Source organism: Kitasatospora sp. MMS16-BH015 (genome assembly GCF_002943525.1).
Lineage (GTDB): Bacteria > Actinomycetota > Actinomycetes > Streptomycetales > Streptomycetaceae > Kitasatospora.
Genome location: NZ_CP025394.1, coordinates 7734375 through 7754238, shown reverse-complemented (window position 1 = coordinate 7754238; position 19864 = coordinate 7734375). Strand labels below are relative to the sequence as shown.

Sequence of the window (19864 nt, the reverse complement as noted above, 5' to 3'; positions counted from 1 at the left end):
CTTCATCACGGAACCGAGAGAGAGGGATCGTGAAGATGAAGACCGTCATCGTGTGCGCCTCCGTGTCGCACGGCAACACGCGCCGGGTCGCTGACAGCATGGCCCGGACACTGGGCGCGAAGGTCGTCTCCCCCGAGCAGGCCGACCCGGCGGAGCTGGCCGGTGCCGACCTGGTGGGATTCGGCTCGGGCGTCTTCTACCAGCGGCTCCACCCCAGCCTGGTCGACCTCGTCAAGGCGCTGCCCGCCGGGCGGGGCCGGGCCTTCGTGTTCGCCACCAGCGGGCTTCCCGAGCTGCCGCTGGCGCCCTTCTCCCGCCCCTTGGTCAAGCTCCTGGAAGCCAAGGGCTTTGCGGTGGACGGGATCTTCTCCTGCCGGGCCCTGGACACCATGGGGCCCTTCCGGCTGGTCGGCGGCATCCGGAAGCAGCGGCCGAACGACGGGGACCTGGCTGCCGCGCGGGCGTTCGCCGCGCGACTGAGGGGCGGGCGAGGAGCGGTCTCCTAGCTCACGGTGCGGGGTGTGCCGGGCCGACGGCGGGTCGGCCCGGGCGCTGCCGTGCCGGGGCCGGAGCGGCGCCCTAGCCGAGGTTCAGCGGCGGCGCGCCAGCGCCGCCACCGCGCCTGCGAGGACCGATCCGGCGACGGGCGCGAGCAGGTAGACCCAGAACAGGCCGGTCGTACCGGAGACGAGGGCCGGCCCGAACTGCCGCGCCGGGTTCCCGCCGCCGCCGGAGAGCGGCCCGAGGAAGATGATCATGGCCGCCACGCAGGCGCCCATGACGGGCGGCAGTCGGCGCAGCAGCGCCGGTCGGGTCCCGAACCAGGCCACGACCAGCATCATCACGGCCATCGACCCCGCCTCGGCCAGGAACACGCGGCCGGCGCCCCAGCCGGGGCCGGGGGCCAGTGCGGCCTCGCCCACCGCGGCGGCGGCCTCGCCCCAGACCAGCCGGGCAAGCGCGACCCCGCAGAGCGAGCCGGTCAGCTGCGCCACGACGAAGGGCAGCACCGCCTTGCCCGGAAAGACGCGCAGCAGCCACAGACCGATGCTGACCGCGGGGTTGAGGTGCCCGGCGGTCTCCCGCCGCATGGAGGGGCCGAGCACGGCGGTGACGATCCCGCCGACCAGCAGCCCCATCACCACCAACTGGGAGCGCAGGTCGGGCAGTAGAGCGGCGAGCGGCGTGCCGGGGCCGGCCATCCAGCGGACGGCCGTGACCACGGTGAAGAGCATGCCGGCGGTGAGCGCGAACTCGTAGCCCGCGATCACCAGGAGGGGGGTCGGGCGGCGGGGCGCCGGTAAGGGGTGCCGTGCAGCCCGGGGGTCTGTGTCGAGAGACGTCGGTTCCACGGTATGGAATGTGCGTCCGCGCACGAGCCTTGGCAATCAACGGTCGAGCCCTCTGTCAGGTCGCCGGGGCCGCTGCCGCACCCCGCCGCCCCCGGTGCCGCGCGGCCACCGGACCTGCCGGTCTCCACCGGCGCCATGGAGTACTCGCTGCTCATCCTCTGCCGTGAGCTCAAGAAGCGGATGACCGTCGCGCTCTCCGGCGAGGCGGCGGACGGACTCTTCGGCGGCTACACCTGGTTCCACGACGAGGCTCGGGCTCACCGAGTAGTGAAGGAGCGCTACATCGAGGCCCTGGCCGAGGTGCCCCGGCTGGAGGGCGAGACCGGGCTCGCGGCGCGGATGCGTGAGCTGACGCACCTCAACCCCACCCGCTGGGAACGGTTCTGGGTGGAGGGGGACGGGTTCTTCTTGCGGTCGAGCACCGAGTCGGGCGGCGCACCTACGAGGTCGCCCTGCGCGAGAAGGTCGAGGGCATCCTCGTCGAGGGCACCCCCGTGCTGCAGTTGGTCTCCGAGGCCGAGGTGCGCAAGCTGCTCGACCTGCCGGTCGGCTCGTACGGCTTCGGCGGCCCCTGGAGCGCCCGCGCCGTGCTGGAGCGGCTCGTCGAGTTCAACACCTGGGTCACCGAGTACCGGGTCCGCGTCGAGCTCTGATCCCGGCGGCCGTCCTCCGCGCCTCGGTGACGCCGGGCGCGGAGAACGGCCGAGGCGCCGACGCCTCGCGCGTGGTCCAGACCTATTGCCAGGGCACAGTTGCGTCCCTACCCTCCAAGCAACACGTCCTCCGTGGCACCCCGACGGCCCGGAGGCCCAGCTCCGCCCTGCCCGGGCCGAGGGTCCGGCAGGCCCGCACCTGACACCGCCCCACAGGTAGAGGAGCACGCCCCCATGCGCAGACGTCGGTACCGCCTGCCCCTGCTCGCCGCAGGTGCCCTGCTCGCCCCCTTCCTCGCGGTCGCGCTGCCGAGCGCCGCCCACGCCGCCACGGCCACCGCCGCCTTCGCCAAGGACCAGGACTGGGGCACGGGTTACGGCGGCAGCTACACCATCAACAACGCCACCACGAGCGCGCTGAACAACTGGGTGCTCGAATTCGACCTGCCCGCCGCCAACTCCGTGGCCTCGCTCTGGAATGCGACCTACACGGCGGCCGCCTCGCACGTGACGGTCAAACCGCCGAGCTGGCAGACGAGCATCGCGCCCGGCGGCACGTACAACTTCGGCTTCAACATCGCCTACTCCGGCGCCTACGCCCCGCTGCTCAACTGCAAGTTGAACGGCAAGCCCTGCGACGGCTCGGGCACCGACACCCAGCCGCCGACCAGCCCCGGCAATCTGCAGGGCATGGCGGGCAACGGCTCGGCGAGCCTCAGCTGGACGGCCAGCTCCGACAATGTCGGCGTGGCGGGGTACGACGTGTTCAACGGCTCGGCCAAGGCCGCGACCGTCACCGGCACCAGCGCCACCGTGAGCGGGCTGCCCGCCGGGACGTACTCCTTCACGGTCGTCGCCTTCGACGCGGCGGGCAACCGATCCACACCCGCCGGCCCGGTCTCGGTGACGGTGCAGCCCCCGCCGCCGGACAGCCAGCCGCCGACGGCGCCCGGTACGCCCACGGTGACCGGCACCAGCGCGAGCAGCGTCTCGCTCGGCTGGGCGGCCAGCAGCGACAACGTCGGGGTGACGGCCTACGACGTGTACAACGGCTCGGCCCTGGCCACCACGGTCACCTCGACTTCCGCCACCGTGGGCGGACTTGCGGCCGACACCCCGTACACCTTCACGGTGAAGGCCCGGGACGCGGCCGGCAACACCTCCCCCGCCTCCGGCGCGGTGACGGCCCGCACCCAGCCCGGGGGCGGCCCCCCGGGCGGGGCGCTGAAGATCGGGTACTTCACCCAGTGGAGCATCTACGCCCGGGGCTACAGCGTGAAGCAGCTGGACACCTCCGGCAGCGCCGCCCGCCTCAGCACGCTCAACTACGCCTTCGCCAACATCGATCCGACCAGCAAGAAGTGCTTCATCACCAACCACGCAGCCGGCAACGACTCGGACCCGAACGCGGGGGACGGCGCCGGTGACGCCTGGGCGGACTTCGAGAAGGGCTGGGACGGCAGCGCCTCAGTGAACGGCACCACCGACACCTGGGACCAGCCGCTGGCGGGCAACTTCAACCAGCTCAGGCAGCTCAAGGCCAAGTACCCCAACCTCAGGATCCAGATCTCGATCGGGGGTTGGTCCTACAGCAAGTGGTTCTCCGACGCGGCGGCCACCGACGCGGGCCGCAAGGCGATGGTCAGCTCCTGCATCGACCTCTACCTCAAGGGCAACCTGCCCGCGATGGACGGCCGGGGCGGGGCGGGCACGGCGGCCGGCATCTTCGACGGCATCGACCTGGACTGGGAGTGGCCGAACTCGGCCGGGCACCTGGGCAACGTCTACAACCCGGCGGACAAGGCCAACTACGTGCTGCTGGCCCAGGAGTTCCGCCGCCAGCTGGACGCGCTGGGCGCCACCACCGGCAAGCACTACACCCTGAGCGCCTTCCTCCCGGCCGACCCGGCGAAGATCTCGGCGGGCATCGACATCCCGGGCCTGTTCGGCCAGTTCGACTTCGCCACCATCCAGGGCTACGACTACCACGGCGCCTGGGAGACCACCACCAACCAGCAGTCGGCGCTGCACCTGGCCGCCGGTGACCCGGGCCCGTTCCAGTTCAGCTCCGAGATCGCCGTCAACGCCTACGTCAACGGCGGCGCCCCGAAGAGCAAGCTCACCCTGGGCATCCCGTTCTACGGCCGGGGCTGGACGGGCGTCCCGGCGGGCTCCACGCACGGCCTGTTCCAGACCTCCACCGGGCCGGCGCCGGGCACCTACGAGAACGGGTACGAGGACTACCACAAGCTCAAGTCCATGGCCACCAGCGGTGGTTACACCATCTACCGGGACCCGGTGGCGGGCTACGCGTACCTCTACAACGGGTCGGTCTTCTACACCTACGACGACCCGACCGAGATGGCCCGCAAGACCGCCTGGATCAAGCAGCAGGGCCTGGCGGGCGCGATGGTCTGGTCCTTCGACGGCGACACCCCCAACGGGGAGTTGATGGCGGCCGTCGACAACGGGCTGAAGTAACGGGCCGATCAGGCAGCGCGGCGGGCCAGGTGGACCACATCGGGCACGCCGCGCGGCACCGGGATCTCCACGGTGTGCACCTCGGTGAAGCCCGCAGCGCGCAGCGCCTGCTCGAAGGCCGGGGAGGGCTGCGCGCTCCAGACCGCCAGCGCCCCACCGGGGTTGAGGCACTTCTGCGCGTTCGCCAGCCCGTCCGGGCCGTACAGGCCGGCGTTGGAGTCGGTGACCGTCCAGTCCGGGCCGTTGTCGATGTCGAGGCAGAGCGCGTCGTAACGGTCCTCGGTGTCGGCCAGGTACGCGACCAGGTCACCGTGCAGCACGCTCACCCGGGGGTCGTCCAGGGCATGCTCGGAGAAGGCGGCCAGCGGGCCGCTGCGGTGCCACTCGATGATGGCCCCCTCCCGCTCGGCCACCGCGATCCGCCCCCAGCGCGGCTCGGCCGCCGCGTACGCGAGCGAGAACCCTACCCCGAGCCCGCCGATCAGCACCGACCGGCCCTCGCCGCCCAGGGCGTCCAACGCCGCCTGGATCAGCACCCGCTCCGAGCGCCCGTCGGCGGTGTCCATCAGGAAGCAGCCGTTGGCGATGATCTCGTACTGCCCGCCGCGCTCCCGCAGCACCACCTCCCCGTACGGCCCCTCCCGCCGGTCCACCACCTCCGGCGCCCCGAGCGCGTCCCGGTCGAGGACGGTGGTGAGGTCACTGAACGGGTCGGTCATCACGGGTCCTTCGGCCGAGCGGTACGGAAACCCCACCCTAAGCGGTCAGCAGCACTCCGCCGTAGCTCACCCCGGCCACCACCACCCAGGAGGCCAGGCCCAGCAGGGCGACCCGGCCGCCGGTCTTGGCCATGGTGGGCAGGTGGATGGCGCTGCCGAGGCCGAACAGGGCGAAGGCGAGCAGCAGTTCCTGGGCGTTCTGGGCGCCCGAGAGCAGGCCGGCCGGGAGGTCGACCAGGGTGCGCAGCACGATCATCGCGAGGAAGCCGACCACGAAGAGCGGCAGCAGCGGGGGCCGGGTGCCGGTGGCCGGGCTGCCCTCGCGGCGGCGGGCCAGGGCGAGGCCGACGCCGGCAGTGAGGGGGGCGAGCAGGGTGACGCGCATCAGTTTGACCAGCACGGCCTCGCGCAGGGCGTCCGGGCCGGCGGTCTGGCCGGTGGCGACCACCTGGCCCACGTCGTGCACCGAGGCGCCGACCCAGCGGCCGAAGGCGTCGGCGTCCAGGCCGAGCGGGTGCTGGAGCAGCGGGAGGACGGCGATGGCCAGGGTGCCGCAGAGGGTGACCAGGGCGACGGAGGAGGCGATGTCCTCCTCCTCGCTGCCGACGGCCTGGCTGACGGCGCCGATCGCGGAGGCTCCGCAGATCGAGTAGCCGGTGGCGATCAGCAGCGGCTGGTCGCCGGGCAGGCCGAGCCTGCGGCCGAGCCAGAGGGTGCCGAAGAAGGTGGCGGCCACCACGCTCAGCACCATGGCCACGGTGGCCCAGCCGAGCCCGGCCACGTCGTGCAGGCTGAGCTTGAGGCCGAGCAGCACCACGCCCGCCCGCATCAGCCGCTTGCCCGCCATCGAGAGCCCGGGCCGGGCGATGCCCTTGACCACCGGCCGCAGCAGCGGCAGGTGGGCGGCGGCCACCCCGAGCAGCACGGCGGCGGTCAGCCGCGGCACCACGGGCGCCACGGCGTGCACGCCCCAGGCGGTGGCCACCCCGCAGGCGGCGAGCAGCAGGCCGGGGGCGTCCCGGCGCATGCCGGACGGGGTGGTCGGGGTGGCCGTCGGACGCGCGGCGGCCCGCAGGGTCAGTGCCATCGCGGGCTCAGCACTCCTCGGAGGGCAGGCGGTAGACCCGGCGGACGCTGCTGCCGATCCGGGCGATGTCGGCGCCGTAGACGTGCAGCGAGATGGCGGTCTCGGTGCCCGAGTTGGTGACCCGGTGGATGTCGCCGGGCGGGGCGAAGCCGCAGACCTCGCCGACCCCGCTGACCACCCGCTCGGTGGCGGCCAGGTGGGCAGTGCGGCCGTCGGAGACCAGGCGGTAGCGCTGTTCGGTCTCCTGGCCGCGGTGGACGCCGGTGGTGCACCAGGCCAGGTGGTCGTGGATCGAGGTGCCCTGGCCGGGCAGCCAGACCAGGGCGACCAGCGAGAAGCTGCCGTCGGCCTCGGCGTGCACCAGGTGCTGGCGGTAGCGGTCGGGGTGGCCGAGCTGCTGCTCGGCGGTGAGGAGATCGGCGCGGCCCAGGAACGGGACGAGCGCCTCACCCGCCAGGTAGGCCGTCAGCTCGGGCGCGAGGCCCCGGCCGACGACGGCGCGCAGGTCGTCCAGCAGGCTGAGCATGCGGTCGGTGCGGTGACTGACACCGATGGTGGCGGATTCCGTCATGTGGACAGCGTCCGACCGGTTCAGCCATCACGTCCAACGACAGTTCGTTCACCGTTTTCAAATATCTGCTTATCAGTCAGCGAAAGCGTGCTCCTGTCCAACAGGGCTCAGCACCCCTGCCGGGCCGCCGCCACCGCCCGCAGCTCGTCGAGCACCAGCGCCGTGGCCGGCACCCGCAGGTGCTCGCGCAGCACGTACGCGCAGACCCGCCGCCGCACGTGCGGTTCCACCAGACGGCCGGTCACCTTCCGGTGGCTCAGGAAGGAGAGCACCAGTGAGGGCATCAGCGCGACCCCGACCCCGGCCGCCACCAGGCTCTGCACGGCCAGGTTGTCGTCGGTGGTGAAGACCACGTCGGGGGCGAAGCCGTCCTCGGCGCAGATCTGCAGCAGGTTGGCCCGGCAGCGCGGGCAGCCGGCGATCCAGCGCTCCTCGGTGAGGTCGCAGAGCCGCACGGCGTGCCGCCGGGCGAAGGGGTGGCCGACCGGGAGCAGCACCGTGAGCTGGTCCTCCAGGAGCGGGATCTCCACCAGCTCCTCCGGGCCGTTCTCGGCGCCGGAGCTCACCACCCCTGGTGAGCCGGGGTAGGTGAAGGCCAGCGCGATGTCGCACTCCCCGCGCAGCAGCCGGTGCACCGACTCGGGCGGCTCGGCCTCGAGCAGCTCGACCCGCACCCCGGGGTGGTCGGCCAGCAGCCGGGCGGTGGCCTCGGGGATCAGGGTGGCGTTGGCGCTGGGAAAGGCGCAGATCCGCACCCGGCCGGCCCGCAGCCGGGCCAGCGCGCCGAGCTGCTGCTGGGCGGCGGTGAGACTGCCGAGGATGGTCTCGGCGTGCCGGGCCAGCGCCTCGCCGGCCTCGGTGAGCCGCAGGCCCCGGCCGGCCCGGGTGAAGAGCGGCACTCCGGCGGAGCGCTCCAGCGCCTTCATCTGCTGGGTGACGGCGGGCTGGGTGTAGCCCAGCGCCCGGGCGGCCGCCGAGTACGAACCCGAGCTGACCACCTCGTGGAAGGTCTTGATGTGCCGTGAGTCGAACACATCGGAATCATAAGCAGAAGTTGGGGTGGTGAACCAGTTCCTCAACCACAGCTTGGAGGTCGAAACATCGCCGTCACGATCTCACTGCCGCGCCTCCGGCGGCAGCCCCAGCGCCACCCCGGCCTTGGCCATCGGCGCCCCGCCCTTGACCCGGGGGCTGCGCCGCCCGCGTCGCTCGACCCAGCGGGCCAGCCAGGAGAGCAGCAGGCAGAGCCCGATGTAGACCGGCGCGATCACCAGCACCACCGGGATGAACGGCAGGTCGTAGTCCAGGTTGGTGGCGATCAGCTTGCCCGCGTGCAGGAACTCCTCGTAGGTGATCAAGAAGCCCAGCGAGGTGTCCTTGAGCGCCACCACCAGCTGGCTGATGATGCTGGGCAGCATCGCCCGGTTGGCCTGCGGCACCAGCACGTACGCCATCACCTGGGTCTTGCGCAGGCCGAGCGCGAACGCGGCCTCCCGCTGCCCGCGCGGCACCGCGAGCACCCCGGCCCGGAAGACCTCGGCCAGCACCGAGCCGTTGTAGAGGGTGAGCCCGGCGACCAGCGCCCAGAGCGGCTGCACCTTCATCGCGACGAAGATGAAGAAGATCATCACCAGCAGCGGCATCGCCCGGAAGAACTCGACCACCAGCGTCGAGGCCCAGCGCACCACCCGGTGGTCGGAGAGCCGGCCGGCGGCGAACAGCGCGCCGAAGGGCAGCGCGAAGAGCACGGTGAGGCCGAAGGCCTTGAGGGTGTTGCCCAGGCCGTGCAGCAGCAGCCGCTGGATGCCCTGGTACTCGAAGGGCATCCACTTCTGGTAGGTGAACTGGTGGGTGTCGAAGAGCTCCCAGACCACCCAGCCGAGCAGGGCGGCCAGCCCGAGCAGGGCGAGCCCCCCGTACAGCCGGTGCCGGGCGGCCGCCTTCGGGCCGGGGACGTCGTACAGCGCGGACGCACTCGCCGTGCGGGTCACCGGGCCACCGCCCACTTGCGCTCCATCAGGTTGAAGACGGCGCTGATCGCCAGGGTGATGACCAGGTAGCCGACGGCGATCCAGACGAAGGTCCAGATGATGCTGTAGCCCAGCTCGTTGAGGGTCCGGTAGGTGCCGAGCAGCTCGACCACGCTGAACGAGCCGGCGATCGCCGTGTTCTTCGCCAGCGCGATCATCACGCTGCCCACGGGGGCGATCACCGAGCGGAAGGCCTGCGGGAGCACCACCAGGCCGAGGGTCTGGCCGAAGGTCATCCCGAGGCTGCGGGCCGCCTCGCCCTGACCGGTGGGCACCGTGTTGATGCCCGAGCGCAGCGCCTCGCAGACGAAGGCCGAGGTGTAGCAGCCCAGCGCCAGCACCGCGAAGGTGAAGAACGGCAGCGAGACCCCGAACCGGGGCAGGCCCAGCACCACGATGAAGAAGAGCAGCGTCAGCGGGGTGTTGCGCAGCACCGTGACCCAGGCCGCGCCCAGCGTGCGCAGCGGCCCGACGGGCGAGACCCGGCAGGCGGCCATCAGCACCCCGAGCACCAGGGCGAGCAGGGCGCTCACCCCGGTCAGCTCCAGGGTGCCCAGGAAGCCGTGCCAGTAGGTGGAGAAGTTGTCGGTCAGGACTTTCAACTCGCGTGCCCCCTCAGTACCGGTCGATCGGCGGCGGCACGGGCGCCGGCACCCCGGAGAGCCCGAGCGTCGCCTGGTAGGCGGCCTTCCAGTCCCCGTTCGCCTCGTGCCGGGCCAGCGCGTCGTCCAGCGCGAGCCGCAGCGCCCGGTCCGACTTCGGGGTGCCGATGCCGTACGGCTCGGTGGAGAACGGCTGCCCGGCGATCTTCAACTCGTCGGGCACCTTGGCCGCGTAGCCCTGCAGGATCGCGTTGTCAGTGGTCACCGCGTCCACCTGACCGGTGATCAGGTTGTCCACGCAGGCCGAGTACGTGTCGTAGCCGACCAGGTGGGCCTTGGGGTACTGCTGCTGGATCCGCTGGTACGGGGTCGAGCCGGCCGCCGAGCAGACCTTCTTGCCGGCCAGGTCCTGCGGGCCGCGGATCGAGTCCTCGTGCTTGCGCACCAGCAGCGCCTGCCCGGCGACGAAGTACGGTCCGGCGAAGCCGACCAGCTTCTTCCGGTTGTCGTTGATGGTGTACGTGCCCACGTAGTAGTCCACCTGGCCGTTCTGCAGGGCCGTCTCCCGGTTGGCGGAGGCGATCGTGCGGAACTGCACCTGGCCGGGGCCGAAGCCCAGGTCGGCGGCGACCATCCTGGCGATCTCGATGTCGAAGCCCGAGTACTCGCCGGTGGCCGGGTTCTTCTGGCCCAGGTAGGGCTGGTCCTCCTTGGCGCCGACCACCAGGTGGCCCCGGCTGCGGGCCGAGTCCAGGGTGGGCGAGCCCTGCACCGCGTCGGTGCTGCGCACCTGGTAGCTGGGCAGGGAGCTGGGCTGCGGGCCCTTGGGCGGCGGCGTACCGGGCTTGCCGCAGCCGGCCAGCAGGAGCAGCGCGAGGAGAGCCGCGCCGACGGTCTTGCGGGTCACCGGGCGGCCCCTCAGTGCTTGAGGATCTTGGAGAGGAAGTCCCGGGCGCGGTCCGTCTCCGGGGCGCTGAAGAACTCCTCGGGGGTGCGGTCCTCCAGGATCCGGCCGTCGGCCATGAAGACCACCCGGTTCGCCGCCGAGCGGGCGAAGCCCATCTCGTGGGTGACCACCACCATGGTCATGCCCTCGTGCGCGAGCGAGCGCATCACGTCCAGCACCTCGTTGATCATCTCGGGGTCGAGGGCCGAGGTGGGCTCGTCGAAGAGCAGCGCCTTGGGGCTCATCGCCAGCGCCCGGGCGATCGCCACCCGCTGCTGCTGGCCGCCGGAGAGCTGCGCGGGGAACTTGTCCGCCTGCTCGGCCAGCCCGACCCGCTCCAGCAGCTCCCGGGCGGTGCGCTCGGCCTCGGGCTTGGCCCGGCCGCGCACCTTCACCTGGGCGAGCACCACGTTCTGCAGCACGGTCTTGTGCGCGAACAGGTTGAAGGACTGGAAGACCATCCCGACCTCGGCCCGCAGTCTGGCCAGGCCCTTGCCCTCCTCGGGCAGCGGCACCCCGTCGATGGTGATGGTGCCGCTCTCGATCTGCTCCAGCCGGTTGATCGCCCGGCAGAGCGTGGACTTGCCCGAGCCGGAGGGGCCGATCACCACCACCACCTCGCCCCGGCCGACGGTGAGGTCCACGTCCTGCAGCACGTGCAGGCTGCCGAAGTGCTTGTTCACCCCCCGCAGCTCGATCAGCGGGGTGAAGCCGGGCGTGGCGCCGGGGGTGTCGGCGGGGGTGGAGCCGGGCGGGGCCGCCGTGCCGCTCAACCCCGGCGGCCCTTGACCAGCCAGCCGAGCGCGAACCCGGCCAGCAGGGTGGCGAGCAGGGCGATCCAGAGGGGCGAGGAGACGGTGAACACCCAGAACTGGATCTTCACCTTGTCCAGGTTCGCGAACAGGAACCAGATCGCCAGGATGACGATGGCACCGATCGCGATCACCCGGTTGGGGATGCCCGCGATCTGGCCGCCCCCGCGCGATCCGGTGGATGACGAGCCGTCTGAAGTCTTGGTCACCTTCGCAGTCTGCGCCGCGCCTCCTCCCGCGTGACGGCTCGCCACCCGCTCGTCCACCCAAAGGCCTAACGCCTGCACCCGCACGAGGGACTACTCGTCCCGCCAGGAGCGCCAGAGCGCCGCGTACGGCCCGGCGGCGGCCACCAGCTCGGGGTGGCTGCCGTACTCGCTGATCCGGCCGCCCTCGACCACCGCGATCACGTCCGCGTCGTGCGCGGTGTGCAGCCGGTGCGCGATCGCGATCACCGTGCGGCCGGCCAGCACCCGGGCCAGCGAACGCTCCAGGTGCCGGGCCGCGCGCGGGTCGAGCAGCGAGGTGGCCTCGTCCAGCACCAGGGTGTGCGGATCGGCCAGCACCAGGCGGGCCAGCGCGAGCTGCTGGGCCTGCGGGGGCGTCAGCGCGGTGCCGCCCGAGCCCACCTCGGTGTCCAGGCCGCCGGGCAGCGCGGCCACCCAGCCGGTGGCGTCCACCGCCGCCAGCGCCTCGTGCAGCTCGGCGTCGGAGGCCTCGGCCCGGGCGAGGCGCAGGTTGTCCCGCAGGGTGCCGACGAAGACGTGGTGCTCCTGGTTGACCAGGGCCACCTCGGCCCGCACCCGCTCGGCGGGCATCCGGGCCAGCGCCGCCCCACCGAGCGTGACGCTGCCCCGGCCCGGCGCGTAGATGCCCGCGAGCAGCCGCCCGAGGGTGGACTTGCCCGCCCCCGAGGGCCCGACCAGCGCCACCCGGCTGCCCGGCGCCACCGCCAGGCTGATCCCGTGCAGCACGTCCGCGCCCTCGCGGTACCCGAAGCTGACCTGCTCGGCCGTCATCTGACGCCCGCTCGGCCTGGCCTCCTCGTCCGTCTCGACCGCCGCCACCTCCCGCACGCCCACCAGCCGGGCCAGCGAGGCCTGGCCGACCTGGATCTCGTCGTACCAGCGCAGGATCCGGTCCACCGGGTGCACCAGCGCCTGCGCGTACAGCACCCCGGCGGTCAGCTCACCGACCCCCAGCCGGCCCGCGGCGGCGGCCAGGCCGCCGACCGTGAGGGTGACCAGCACGGCCAGCGCGTAGGTGGCGTCCACGCTCGGGAACCAGACCGTGCGCAGCCACATGGTGTACCGCTCCCAGGCCACCCACTCGCCGATCTTGCGGTCCGTCAGCCGCACCCGGCGCTCGCCCAGGCGCAGCGCCTCCACCGTGCGCCCGGCGTCCACCGTCTCGGCCAGCACGGTGTTGACCGCCGCGTAGCCGGCGCCCTCGGCGCGGTAGGACTGCGGGGCCCGGCGGAAGTACCAGCGGGAGGTGACCAGCAGCAGGGGCACCCCGGCCAGCGAGGTGAGGCCCAGCAGGGGGGAGGTGAAGAGCAGCGCGGCGAAGACCACGACCACCGAGACCACCGCCACCGCGAGCTCGGGCACCGCCTCCCGGACGGACTTGGCCAGCCGGTCGATGTCGGTCGTCCCGCGCGAGACCAGGTCGCCGGTGCCGGCCCGCTCCAGCACTCCGGGCGGCAGCTGCACCGAGCGCACCAGGAAGTCCTCCCGCAGGTCGGCCAGCACCTCCTCGCCGAGCACCCCGCCGCGCAGCCGCGACCACCCGGTGAAGGCGGCCTGCGCGGCCAGCGCCACCAGGTACCAGCCGACGGCCCACCCGAGCCCCACCGGGCCTCCCGTGCTGAGCCGCTGCACCAGGGCGCCCAGCACCCACGGCCCGACCAGCCCGGCCAGGGTGGCCACCGTGTGCAGCCCGACCACGGCCCCGAACCCCCGCCGGTGCCGCCGCCCGAGCTCCCGCACGTACGCCCGCACCGCCCCCGGCGACCCCACCGGCAGCATGGTGGCGGGCCCGCTCTCCTGTACGACCGGCGGCTTCACGACTCCTCCTGAACGGTGACGGCCGGGCGGTCGTCCGCACGGGTGACCACGGCCCGGTACTCCTGATGACTGCGCAGCAGCTCGCGGTGGGTGCCGGTCGCGGCGACCCGGCCCCGGTGGACCAGGGCGACGGTGTCGGCCCGGTCGAGCAGCAGCGGGCTGGTGGCGAGCACCACCGTGGTGCGGCCCTTGCGCAGGGCGGTGAGGCCGGCCGCCACCCGGGCCTCGGTGTGGGCGTCCACGGCGCTGGTGGGCTCGTCGAGCACCAGCACCGGCGGGTCGGCGAGCAGCGCCCGGGCCAGCGCCAGGCGCTGGCGCTGGCCGCCGGAGAGCGAGCGGCCGCGCTCGGTGACCACAGCCCGCAGCGGGTCTCCCCCGCACTCGGGCGAGCCGTCGGCCAGGGCGGTCAGCACGTCCTCGGCCTGGGCGGCGGCCACCGCCTCCGGCACCGCCACCCGCCCGGAGGCCGGCACCTCGAACAGCTCGGCCAGCGTGCCGGAGAGCAGCACCGGCTCCTTGTCGTGCACCAGTACGGCCGCCCTGGCCTCGGCCAGCGGTACGGCGTCCAGCGCCATCCCGCCCAGCCGCGCCCCGGGCTCGGCCCGCTCCCCCTCGGCGAGCGGCACGTGCCCGCCGAGCCGGGCGGCCAGCGCCCCGGCGGCGTCCGGATCCCCGCAGACCACGGCCGTCAGCCGCCCGGCCCGCACGGTCAGCCCGGTCACCGGGTCGTACAGGTCGGCCGCCTCCACCGCCGGCAGCGCCGCGCCCTCGACCGGCGCCGCGGTGCCCCGGTCGAGGGCGAGCACCCGGACCGCGCGCCCCGCCGAGACCCGGGCGACGCTCCAGGCCCGGGCCGCCTCGCCGATCACCCGCAGCGGCGAGGCGAGGAAGGCCGTCGCCCCGTAGACGGCGACCAGCTCGCCGACCTGGACTCGGCCGGAGAGGGCGAGTTCGACGCCGTACCAGGTGACCCCGATGACGAACAGGCCGGGCAGCAGCACCTGCTGGGCCTCCAGCAGGGACTGGATCCGGGCGCTGCGCACGGCGGCGCCCCGGACCAGCTGGGAGGCGGCCCGGTACCGGGCCAGGAAGAGCTCCTCGCCGCCGATGCCGCGCAGCACCCGCAGGCCGGCCACCGTGTCGGCGGCCAGCGCCCCGGCCTTGCCGCCCAGCGCGCGCTGCTCGGTGTACCGGCGCTCGAACGGGCCCAGCAGCGGCCAGACCGCGACGGCCAGCACCGGCACGCCGAGCAGCACGGCCAGGCCGAGCAGCGGCTGGCGCACCAGCACCACCACGCTGACGCCCAGCCAGACCAGCACGGCGGCCCGCAGCCGGGCCACCAGCTCCACGTACCAGCCGATCTTCTCCACGTCCCCGCTGCCCACCGCGACGATCTCGCCGGTGGCGATCCGGCGCACCAGCCCGGCACCCAGGTGCGAGGCCTGCCGGGCGAGCAGCTGTCTGGTCTGGGCGGCGGCGGTGATCCAGTTCCAGACCGCCTGGCGGTGGCAGAGCACCCCGCCGATCGACTGGAGCACCGCCAGGGCGAGCACCAGGGCGGCGGCCCGCCAGACGCCGGCCTGGCTCCGGTCGACGGCGGCCTGGATGCCGAGGCCGAGCGCGGCGGGCAGCGCGGCCTGGCCGCCGAGCTCGAGCAGCGACCAACAGGTGGCCAGCACCTGGCCGCGGCGCTGGCTGCGGCCGAGCCAGCGCAGGAAGGGCAGCGCGCCGCGCAGGTCGGGGCGGCCGGGATCGGGCAGGGGGAGGGAGGTGAGCGGCATGACGCTCCGTCATGAGCATGAGGAGTGAGCAAGGCGGAATGCACTCGCACGGATTTGCGAGGAAGGCGGATCTCCGGGGCCTCTCCCTCGGAAACGCGAGGGATGTTCGCGACGCCACCTGGGCTCTGCGATGGACCGGCCGGGCCCGGGGGTCACGGTGTGCCGATTACTGGGAGTCCGAGCCTGCCGGGCGGCACGTGACGCACGCAACAGGTTTTCCGGGCGCAGCCCGGGAATGCCGATCGTTCGACACGTGCGGGCCAATTCCAGCGAGCCGGGAACAACGCCCCACCGAGGCCGGTTACTCCCCAGCGGCACCATCAGGACAATCCGGAGGGTTTCCCTTTCTCGTGAGCACGATTCCCAGCATCACCCTCAACAACGGCACCCGGATCCCGCAGCTCGGCTTCGGCGTCTGGCAGGTCGAGGACGACGCGGCCGAGGCCGCCGTGCGTACCGCCATCGAGGCGGGCTACCGCAGCATCGACACCGCCGCCATCTACGAGAACGAGACCGGCACCGGCCGGGGCATCGCCACCGCGGGCGTCCCCCGCGAGGAGCTGTACATCACCACCAAGCTGTGGAACTCGGGCACCAAGGACTGGTCCGGCCCGCAGGGCCAGGACGCGGTGCTGCGCGAGTTCGACGCCTCGCTGGCCAAGCTCGGCCTCGACTACGTCGACCTGTACCTGATCCACTGGCCGCGCCCGATGCACGGCAGCTTCGGCAACATCTGGAGCGCCTTCGAGAAGCTGGCGGCCGACGGGCGCGCCCGCGCGGTCGGCGTCTCCAACTTCGGCCCGGCCCAGCTCGACGCGCTGCGCGAGCAGTCCGGCCTGGTGCCGGTGCTCAACCAGGTCGAGCTGCACCCGTACTTCCCGCAGGACGAGCTGCGGGCGTACCACGCCGAGCACGGCATCGCGACCGAGGCCTGGAGCCCGCTCGGCCAGGGCAAGACCCTGCTCGGTGAGCCGGCCCTGGTGCAGGTGGCCGAGAAGCACGGCCGCACCCCCGCCCAGGTGGTGCTCCGCTGGCACCTCCAGCGCGGCGTGATCGCCATCCCGAAGTCCGTCACCCCCTCCCGCATCCGGGAGAACATCGACGTGCTCGGCTTCGAGCTCGACGAGGCGGACCTGTCGGCCCTGGCCGGCCTCGCCACCGGCGAGCGGATCGGCCCGGACCCGCAGGGCTTCGACTGGAACTAGCCCGTGGCGGCGTAGCGACGACAAGAGGGGCCGCACACCGGCCGGGCACACCCTTCGTGCCCGGCCGGCAGTGCGACCCCTCTTGCGTTGGCCAGGCGTTCAGCACCTACGCCCGTCCGGTAAATCGTTCCTGCGATGGTACAAGCAGTTCGGCTACAGCCTGGCTGCCTTGGCGAGCAGCGCGAGCGCGGTCTCGTGCTCGTGCGGCTCGAGCGGGGCGAGCAGCAGTTCCTGCACCTCGCGGACTCCCGCGGTCGACCGGTGCAGGAGTTCCTGTCCGGCCGGCGAGAGCGAGAGCAGGTTGCGCCGTCCGTCCGAGGGGTCGCGCCGACGCAGCACCAGACCGCGTCGGACGAGGCGGCTGACCATCTCCGCCATCGTCGCCTTGTCGAGCGAGGCGAGCTCGCCGACGGTGCGCTGATCGGCCCCGGGCTCGGTCTCCAGCGCGTCCAGCACCGCGTACTGAGGAGCCGTCAGGTCGCAGCCGACCTTGTCGGACCAGAGCTTGGTGTGGACTTGCTGGGCCACCCGGATCAGGTAGCCGATCGCCCGCTGGGCGTCCAGCACCGGACGGGAGTCGGTCACCATGGCGACCGCCCCGGGCTCCAGTCTGGCTATTTTCGCCATCACCCGGACGAGCTCCTGCTGCTCGTCCTGGGTCAGCGGCTCGAAGAGCGTCCGCTGCACGCGGACCACTCCGCCGGTCGCCTCGCGGACGGCCTGTGCACCGTTCTGCGAGAGGGCCAGCAACTTGCGCCGGCCGTCGGCGGGGTCGCGGCGCCGGAGCACCAGACCGCGTCGGACCAGCCTGGCGACCATCTCCGCCATGGTCGCCTTGTCCAGGGACGCGCGCTCGCCCACCGTGCGCTGGTCAGCGCCGGGTTCGAGAGCGAGCACCAGGAGCACGGCGAACTGCGGAGCGGTCAGTTCGGTACCTACATGTTCGGACCACAAGCGGGTGTGTACCTGCTGGGCCACGCGGATGAGGTGACCGGGCGACTGCTGAAGTCGACCGGGCACACGGGTCGTCGGGATCTCCCCCAGCACCATGAAATCCGTCCCGATGTCACACCCGGTGTGTGTGGGACACCCGGGCGGGGCAGTAACGGCGAGTGAGCGTCCTGCTGTGAAGGTAAGCGCGCCAGCCGTGCAGCCGGTGGCTGCTGGCGCACACTATACAAACGGTCGGCCCGTACTGGCAGGCGGGGGCCAATAGTGGACGGCTGTTCGTTGAAGTTGGCATATTTCCACAACCTGTCGCGATCACGACCAGTTCCGCGACCTACGGACGCCCGCGAACTGCCCTCACCCTCTGTCACCTGCGACTCTGCCCTCTGGTTCGGAACCCTACCCGCCGGTAGGGTTGCCGCCGCAGCGCTCTCACCACCACCCATCCGGGTCAGGCCCGTCCTGCGGGGCGACCTGTACCCGTCACCCGACCGAGAGAGACGAGTACGAGCATGACCGAGCAGTCCGTCCCCTCCCAGCACAGCGCCGCCCGGGTCGCCGTCGTCACCGGTGCCGCCCGCGGCATCGGCGCCGCGACCGCCGAGCGGCTCGCCGCCGACGGGTACGCCGTCGCCGTCCTGGACCTGACCGAGGAGTCGGCCAAGGAGACCGCCGAGCGGATCCTCGCGGCGGGCGGCCGGGCCCTGGCCGTCGGCGCCGACGTCTCCGACGCCGAGCAGGTGGCCGCCGCCGTCGAGCGGATCGCCGCCGAGCTGGGCGCCCCGGTCGTCCTGGTCAACAACGCCGGGGTGCTCCGGGACAACCTGCTCTTCAAGATGTCCGAGTCTGATTGGGACACGGTCATGAACGTTCACCTGCGGGGTGCGTTCCTGATGACCCGGGCGGTCCAGAAGTACATGGTCGACGCCAAGTTCGGCCGGATCGTCAACCTCTCCTCCTCCTCGGCCCAGGGCAACCGCGGCCAGGTCAACTACTCGGCCGCCAAGGCCGGCCTCCAGGGCTTCACCAAGACCCTGGCGATCGAGCTCGGCAAGTTCGGCGTCACCGCCAACGCGGTGGCCCCCGGCTTCATCGCCACCGACATGACGGCCGCCACCGCGGCCCGGGTCGGCATGGAGTTCGACGACTTCATGGCGGCGGCCGCCACCCAGATCCCGGTCGGCCGGGTCGGCACTCCGGCCGACATCGCCAACACGATTTCCTTCCTCGCCGCCGAGGCCGCCGGATTCGTCTCCGGCCAGGTGATCTACGTGGCCGGCGGGCCGCTCGACTAGTCGCCCCAACGGCGCTCCGCATCCATACCGAGCGGCGCCCGGCAAAACCGGCCGACCGGCTTCTTTTACCTCTCCTATATATAAGGAGAGGACCGGCGGCATCCCCCCTCCCCCACCGCGCCCGCTCGCGATGCGGGCCGGGCGGGGTGGGGGGAGACTCGGGGTGCGGAGGTCTGCCGCACGGCAGACGCGGCGACCGCCCGGGTGGGCCCGGGCGGCGCTCGACCCCGGGAGGCACCGATGAGCGAGACCAGTGACGTCGATTCCAAGCCCACGCCGGACCACCTGCTGCACACCGGTGCCGAGCACCCGGTGGACCCGGAGGACCTGGTGATGGCCTCGGGACGCACCCCGACGCCCGCGCTCCTCGCGAAGGCCAAGCAGCAGCTGGAGGAGCAGGGCGCGGCGGCCGTCGAGCGCCTGCTGCCCTGACCGGCGGGCCGGGCGGCCCCAACTCTCCCCAGGACCCCACAGAATCCCCCACGGGGGCGCGAGCGCTTCGAGCTCGCGCCCCTTTGCGCGCCTGTTCGTGATCACTCTGCGGGGTGACCGTTTACTCCGGGTTCACCCGGTAGTGTCGGCTCCGTGCGAGTGCAGACCCCATCCACCGACTCCCCCAGACCGGCGGCGAGCGACACCGGCGACTGGCCGCCGATGAGCAAGCGGCACGCGCTGCTCTTCGGCCTGACGGGGCTGGTCTACCTGCTGGTGGTGGTCGCGGTGGTCTGCGACACCAGACTGGTCGACCTCGACTGGGCGCTCAAGCAGCTGCGGCCCTACAAGCAGTGGCCCGAGGTGCAGCCCTTCCTCAACGTCTGGATCGTGGCCGGCCAGCGCGGGCCCTCGGCGATCGTGGCCTGCGCCTGGCTCGGCTGGCGCTGCTGGCGGGCCCGGACGGTGCGGCCGCTGCTGGTGATGGGCGCGGCCCTGCTGCTGCTCAACGTCACGGTGGGCGCGGTCAAGATCGTCACCGGGCGGCTCGGCCCGCACTACGCGCACTACATCGGCTCGCCCGAGCTCTTCTCCGGGGGCACCATCTTCCCCTCCGGCCACACCGCCAACGCGGTGGTCACCTGGGGCGTGCTGGCCTACCTGGCCGTCCGCTGGCGCCGCCTGGGCACCGTGCTGGCCGGGCTCACCGCCGTCTCGATCGGCCTGACCACGGTCTACCTGGGCACCCACTGGATCTCGGACGTGCTGGCCGGCTGGGCGGCGGGCGCCCTGGTGCTGCTCGCCCTGCCCCTGGTGGAGCCCACGGTGGCCGAGCTGGACCGCCGGATCATCGCCCTCTGGCGCCCGCCGGCGCCCTAGTCTGG

The 19864-nt window shown here is 72.8% G+C and carries 20 protein-coding genes and 1 pseudogene; 8 read left to right on the top strand and 13 right to left on the bottom strand.

Features of this window, described 5'->3' with window-relative positions:
* Positions 1-35: 35 nt before the first annotated feature.
* On the top strand, positions 36-506 hold the full coding sequence (locus CFP65_RS33300; RefSeq protein ID WP_104819663.1) for a flavodoxin family protein: 471 nt from the start codon (positions 36-38) through the stop codon (positions 504-506).
* Between the two features lie 84 nt (positions 507-590).
* On the opposite strand, the gene CFP65_RS33295 is transcribed toward CFP65_RS33300, so the two are convergent.
* Positions 591-1271, bottom strand: coding sequence for an aquaporin (locus CFP65_RS33295; RefSeq protein WP_104819662.1), 681 nt, complete (start codon positions 1269-1271; stop codon positions 591-593).
* Positions 1272-1355: 84 nt separating this feature from the next.
* Between CFP65_RS33295 and CFP65_RS42655 the strand changes: the two are divergent.
* From CFP65_RS42655 to CFP65_RS33285, 3 genes and pseudogenes are all read left to right on the top strand, one after another.
* A pseudogene (locus CFP65_RS42655) lies at positions 1356-1688 on the top strand (asparagine synthase-related protein); the annotation flags it as partial.
* Positions 1689-1846: 158 nt separating this feature from the next.
* Positions 1847-2005: a hypothetical protein gene (locus tag CFP65_RS41480; protein WP_254553297.1), complete on the top strand. Its 159-nt coding sequence runs from the start codon at positions 1847-1849 to the stop codon at positions 2003-2005.
* Positions 2006-2239: 234 nt separating this feature from the next.
* The gene (locus CFP65_RS33285; protein WP_104819660.1) at positions 2240-4486 is read left to right on the top strand and encodes a glycosyl hydrolase family 18 protein; all 2247 of its coding nucleotides are present in this window, start codon (positions 2240-2242) and stop codon (positions 4484-4486) included.
* Positions 4487-4494: 8 nt separating this feature from the next.
* On the opposite strand, the gene CFP65_RS33280 is transcribed toward CFP65_RS33285, so the two are convergent.
* The 11 genes from CFP65_RS33280 to CFP65_RS33230 all read right to left on the bottom strand — a co-directional run bounded on the left by CFP65_RS33280 (position 4495) and on the right by CFP65_RS33230 (position 15100).
* On the bottom strand, positions 4495-5205 hold the full coding sequence (locus CFP65_RS33280) for a spermidine synthase (RefSeq protein WP_168219642.1): 711 nt from the start codon (positions 5203-5205) through the stop codon (positions 4495-4497).
* 37 nt (positions 5206-5242) lie between these two features.
* Positions 5243-6292 carry a YeiH family protein gene (locus tag CFP65_RS33275; RefSeq protein WP_104819659.1) on the bottom strand — a complete coding sequence of 350 codons (1050 nt, stop codon included), beginning with the start codon at positions 6290-6292 and terminating at the stop codon, positions 5243-5245.
* Positions 6293-6299: 7 nt separating this feature from the next.
* Positions 6300-6863 carry a cysteine dioxygenase family protein gene (locus CFP65_RS33270; RefSeq protein WP_104819658.1) on the bottom strand — a complete coding sequence of 188 codons (564 nt, stop codon included), beginning with the start codon at positions 6861-6863 and terminating at the stop codon, positions 6300-6302.
* 107 nt (positions 6864-6970) lie between these two features.
* Positions 6971-7897, bottom strand: coding sequence for a LysR family transcriptional regulator (locus tag CFP65_RS33265; protein ID WP_104819657.1), 927 nt, complete (start codon positions 7895-7897; stop codon positions 6971-6973).
* A gap of 81 nt (positions 7898-7978) precedes the next feature.
* Positions 7979-8854, bottom strand: a complete 876-nt coding sequence (locus CFP65_RS33260) for an amino acid ABC transporter permease (RefSeq protein WP_104821306.1) — start codon at positions 8852-8854, stop codon at positions 7979-7981.
* Complete coding sequence (locus tag CFP65_RS33255) at positions 8851-9495, bottom strand: amino acid ABC transporter permease (protein ID WP_104819656.1); 645 nt, start codon at positions 9493-9495, stop codon at positions 8851-8853. Before CFP65_RS33255 ends, CFP65_RS33260 begins: the two co-directional genes overlap by 4 nt.
* Before the next feature lie 13 nt (positions 9496-9508).
* Positions 9509-10402, bottom strand: coding sequence for a glutamate ABC transporter substrate-binding protein (locus CFP65_RS33250; protein ID WP_104819655.1), 894 nt, complete (start codon positions 10400-10402; stop codon positions 9509-9511).
* Positions 10403-10413: 11 nt separating this feature from the next.
* Complete coding sequence (locus CFP65_RS33245; protein ID WP_104821305.1) at positions 10414-11142, bottom strand: amino acid ABC transporter ATP-binding protein; 729 nt, start codon at positions 11140-11142, stop codon at positions 10414-10416.
* A 68-nt stretch (positions 11143-11210) separates the two neighbouring features.
* Positions 11211-11462 carry a LapA family protein gene (locus tag CFP65_RS33240; RefSeq protein ID WP_104819654.1) on the bottom strand — a complete coding sequence of 84 codons (252 nt, stop codon included), beginning with the start codon at positions 11460-11462 and terminating at the stop codon, positions 11211-11213.
* Between the two features lie 90 nt (positions 11463-11552).
* Positions 11553-13280 (bottom strand): ABC transporter ATP-binding protein, encoded by a 1728-nt coding sequence (locus CFP65_RS33235; RefSeq protein ID WP_104821304.1) that lies wholly within the window; start codon positions 13278-13280, stop codon positions 11553-11555.
* Between the two features lie 35 nt (positions 13281-13315).
* Positions 13316-15100 carry an ABC transporter ATP-binding protein gene (locus tag CFP65_RS33230; RefSeq protein ID WP_104819653.1) on the bottom strand — a complete coding sequence of 595 codons (1785 nt, stop codon included), beginning with the start codon at positions 15098-15100 and terminating at the stop codon, positions 13316-13318.
* Between the two features lie 350 nt (positions 15101-15450).
* On the opposite strand from CFP65_RS33230, the gene CFP65_RS33225 reads away from it, so the two are divergent.
* Entirely contained in the window at positions 15451-16305 is an 855-nt protein-coding gene (locus CFP65_RS33225) for an aldo/keto reductase (protein ID WP_104819652.1), read from the top strand.
* Between the two features lie 153 nt (positions 16306-16458).
* Here CFP65_RS33225 and CFP65_RS39395 read toward each other — a convergent pair whose 3' ends face one another.
* Entirely contained in the window at positions 16459-17283 is an 825-nt protein-coding gene (locus CFP65_RS39395; RefSeq protein WP_254552699.1) for a MarR family winged helix-turn-helix transcriptional regulator, read from the bottom strand.
* Positions 17284-17765: 482 nt separating this feature from the next.
* Between CFP65_RS39395 and fabG the strand changes: the two genes are divergently transcribed.
* The 3 genes from fabG (at position 17766) to CFP65_RS33205 (ending at position 19859) form a co-directional block, all read left to right on the top strand.
* Positions 17766-18548: a 3-oxoacyl-ACP reductase FabG gene (gene fabG, locus CFP65_RS33215; protein WP_104819651.1), complete on the top strand. Its 783-nt coding sequence runs from the start codon at positions 17766-17768 to the stop codon at positions 18546-18548.
* Positions 18549-18788: 240 nt separating this feature from the next.
* Positions 18789-18980: a hypothetical protein gene (locus CFP65_RS33210; RefSeq protein WP_104819650.1), complete on the top strand. Its 192-nt coding sequence runs from the start codon at positions 18789-18791 to the stop codon at positions 18978-18980.
* Between the two features lie 153 nt (positions 18981-19133).
* Positions 19134-19859: a phosphatase PAP2 family protein gene (locus CFP65_RS33205; RefSeq protein WP_371682489.1), complete on the top strand. Its 726-nt coding sequence runs from the start codon at positions 19134-19136 to the stop codon at positions 19857-19859.
* Positions 19860-19864: the final 5 nt, after the last annotated feature.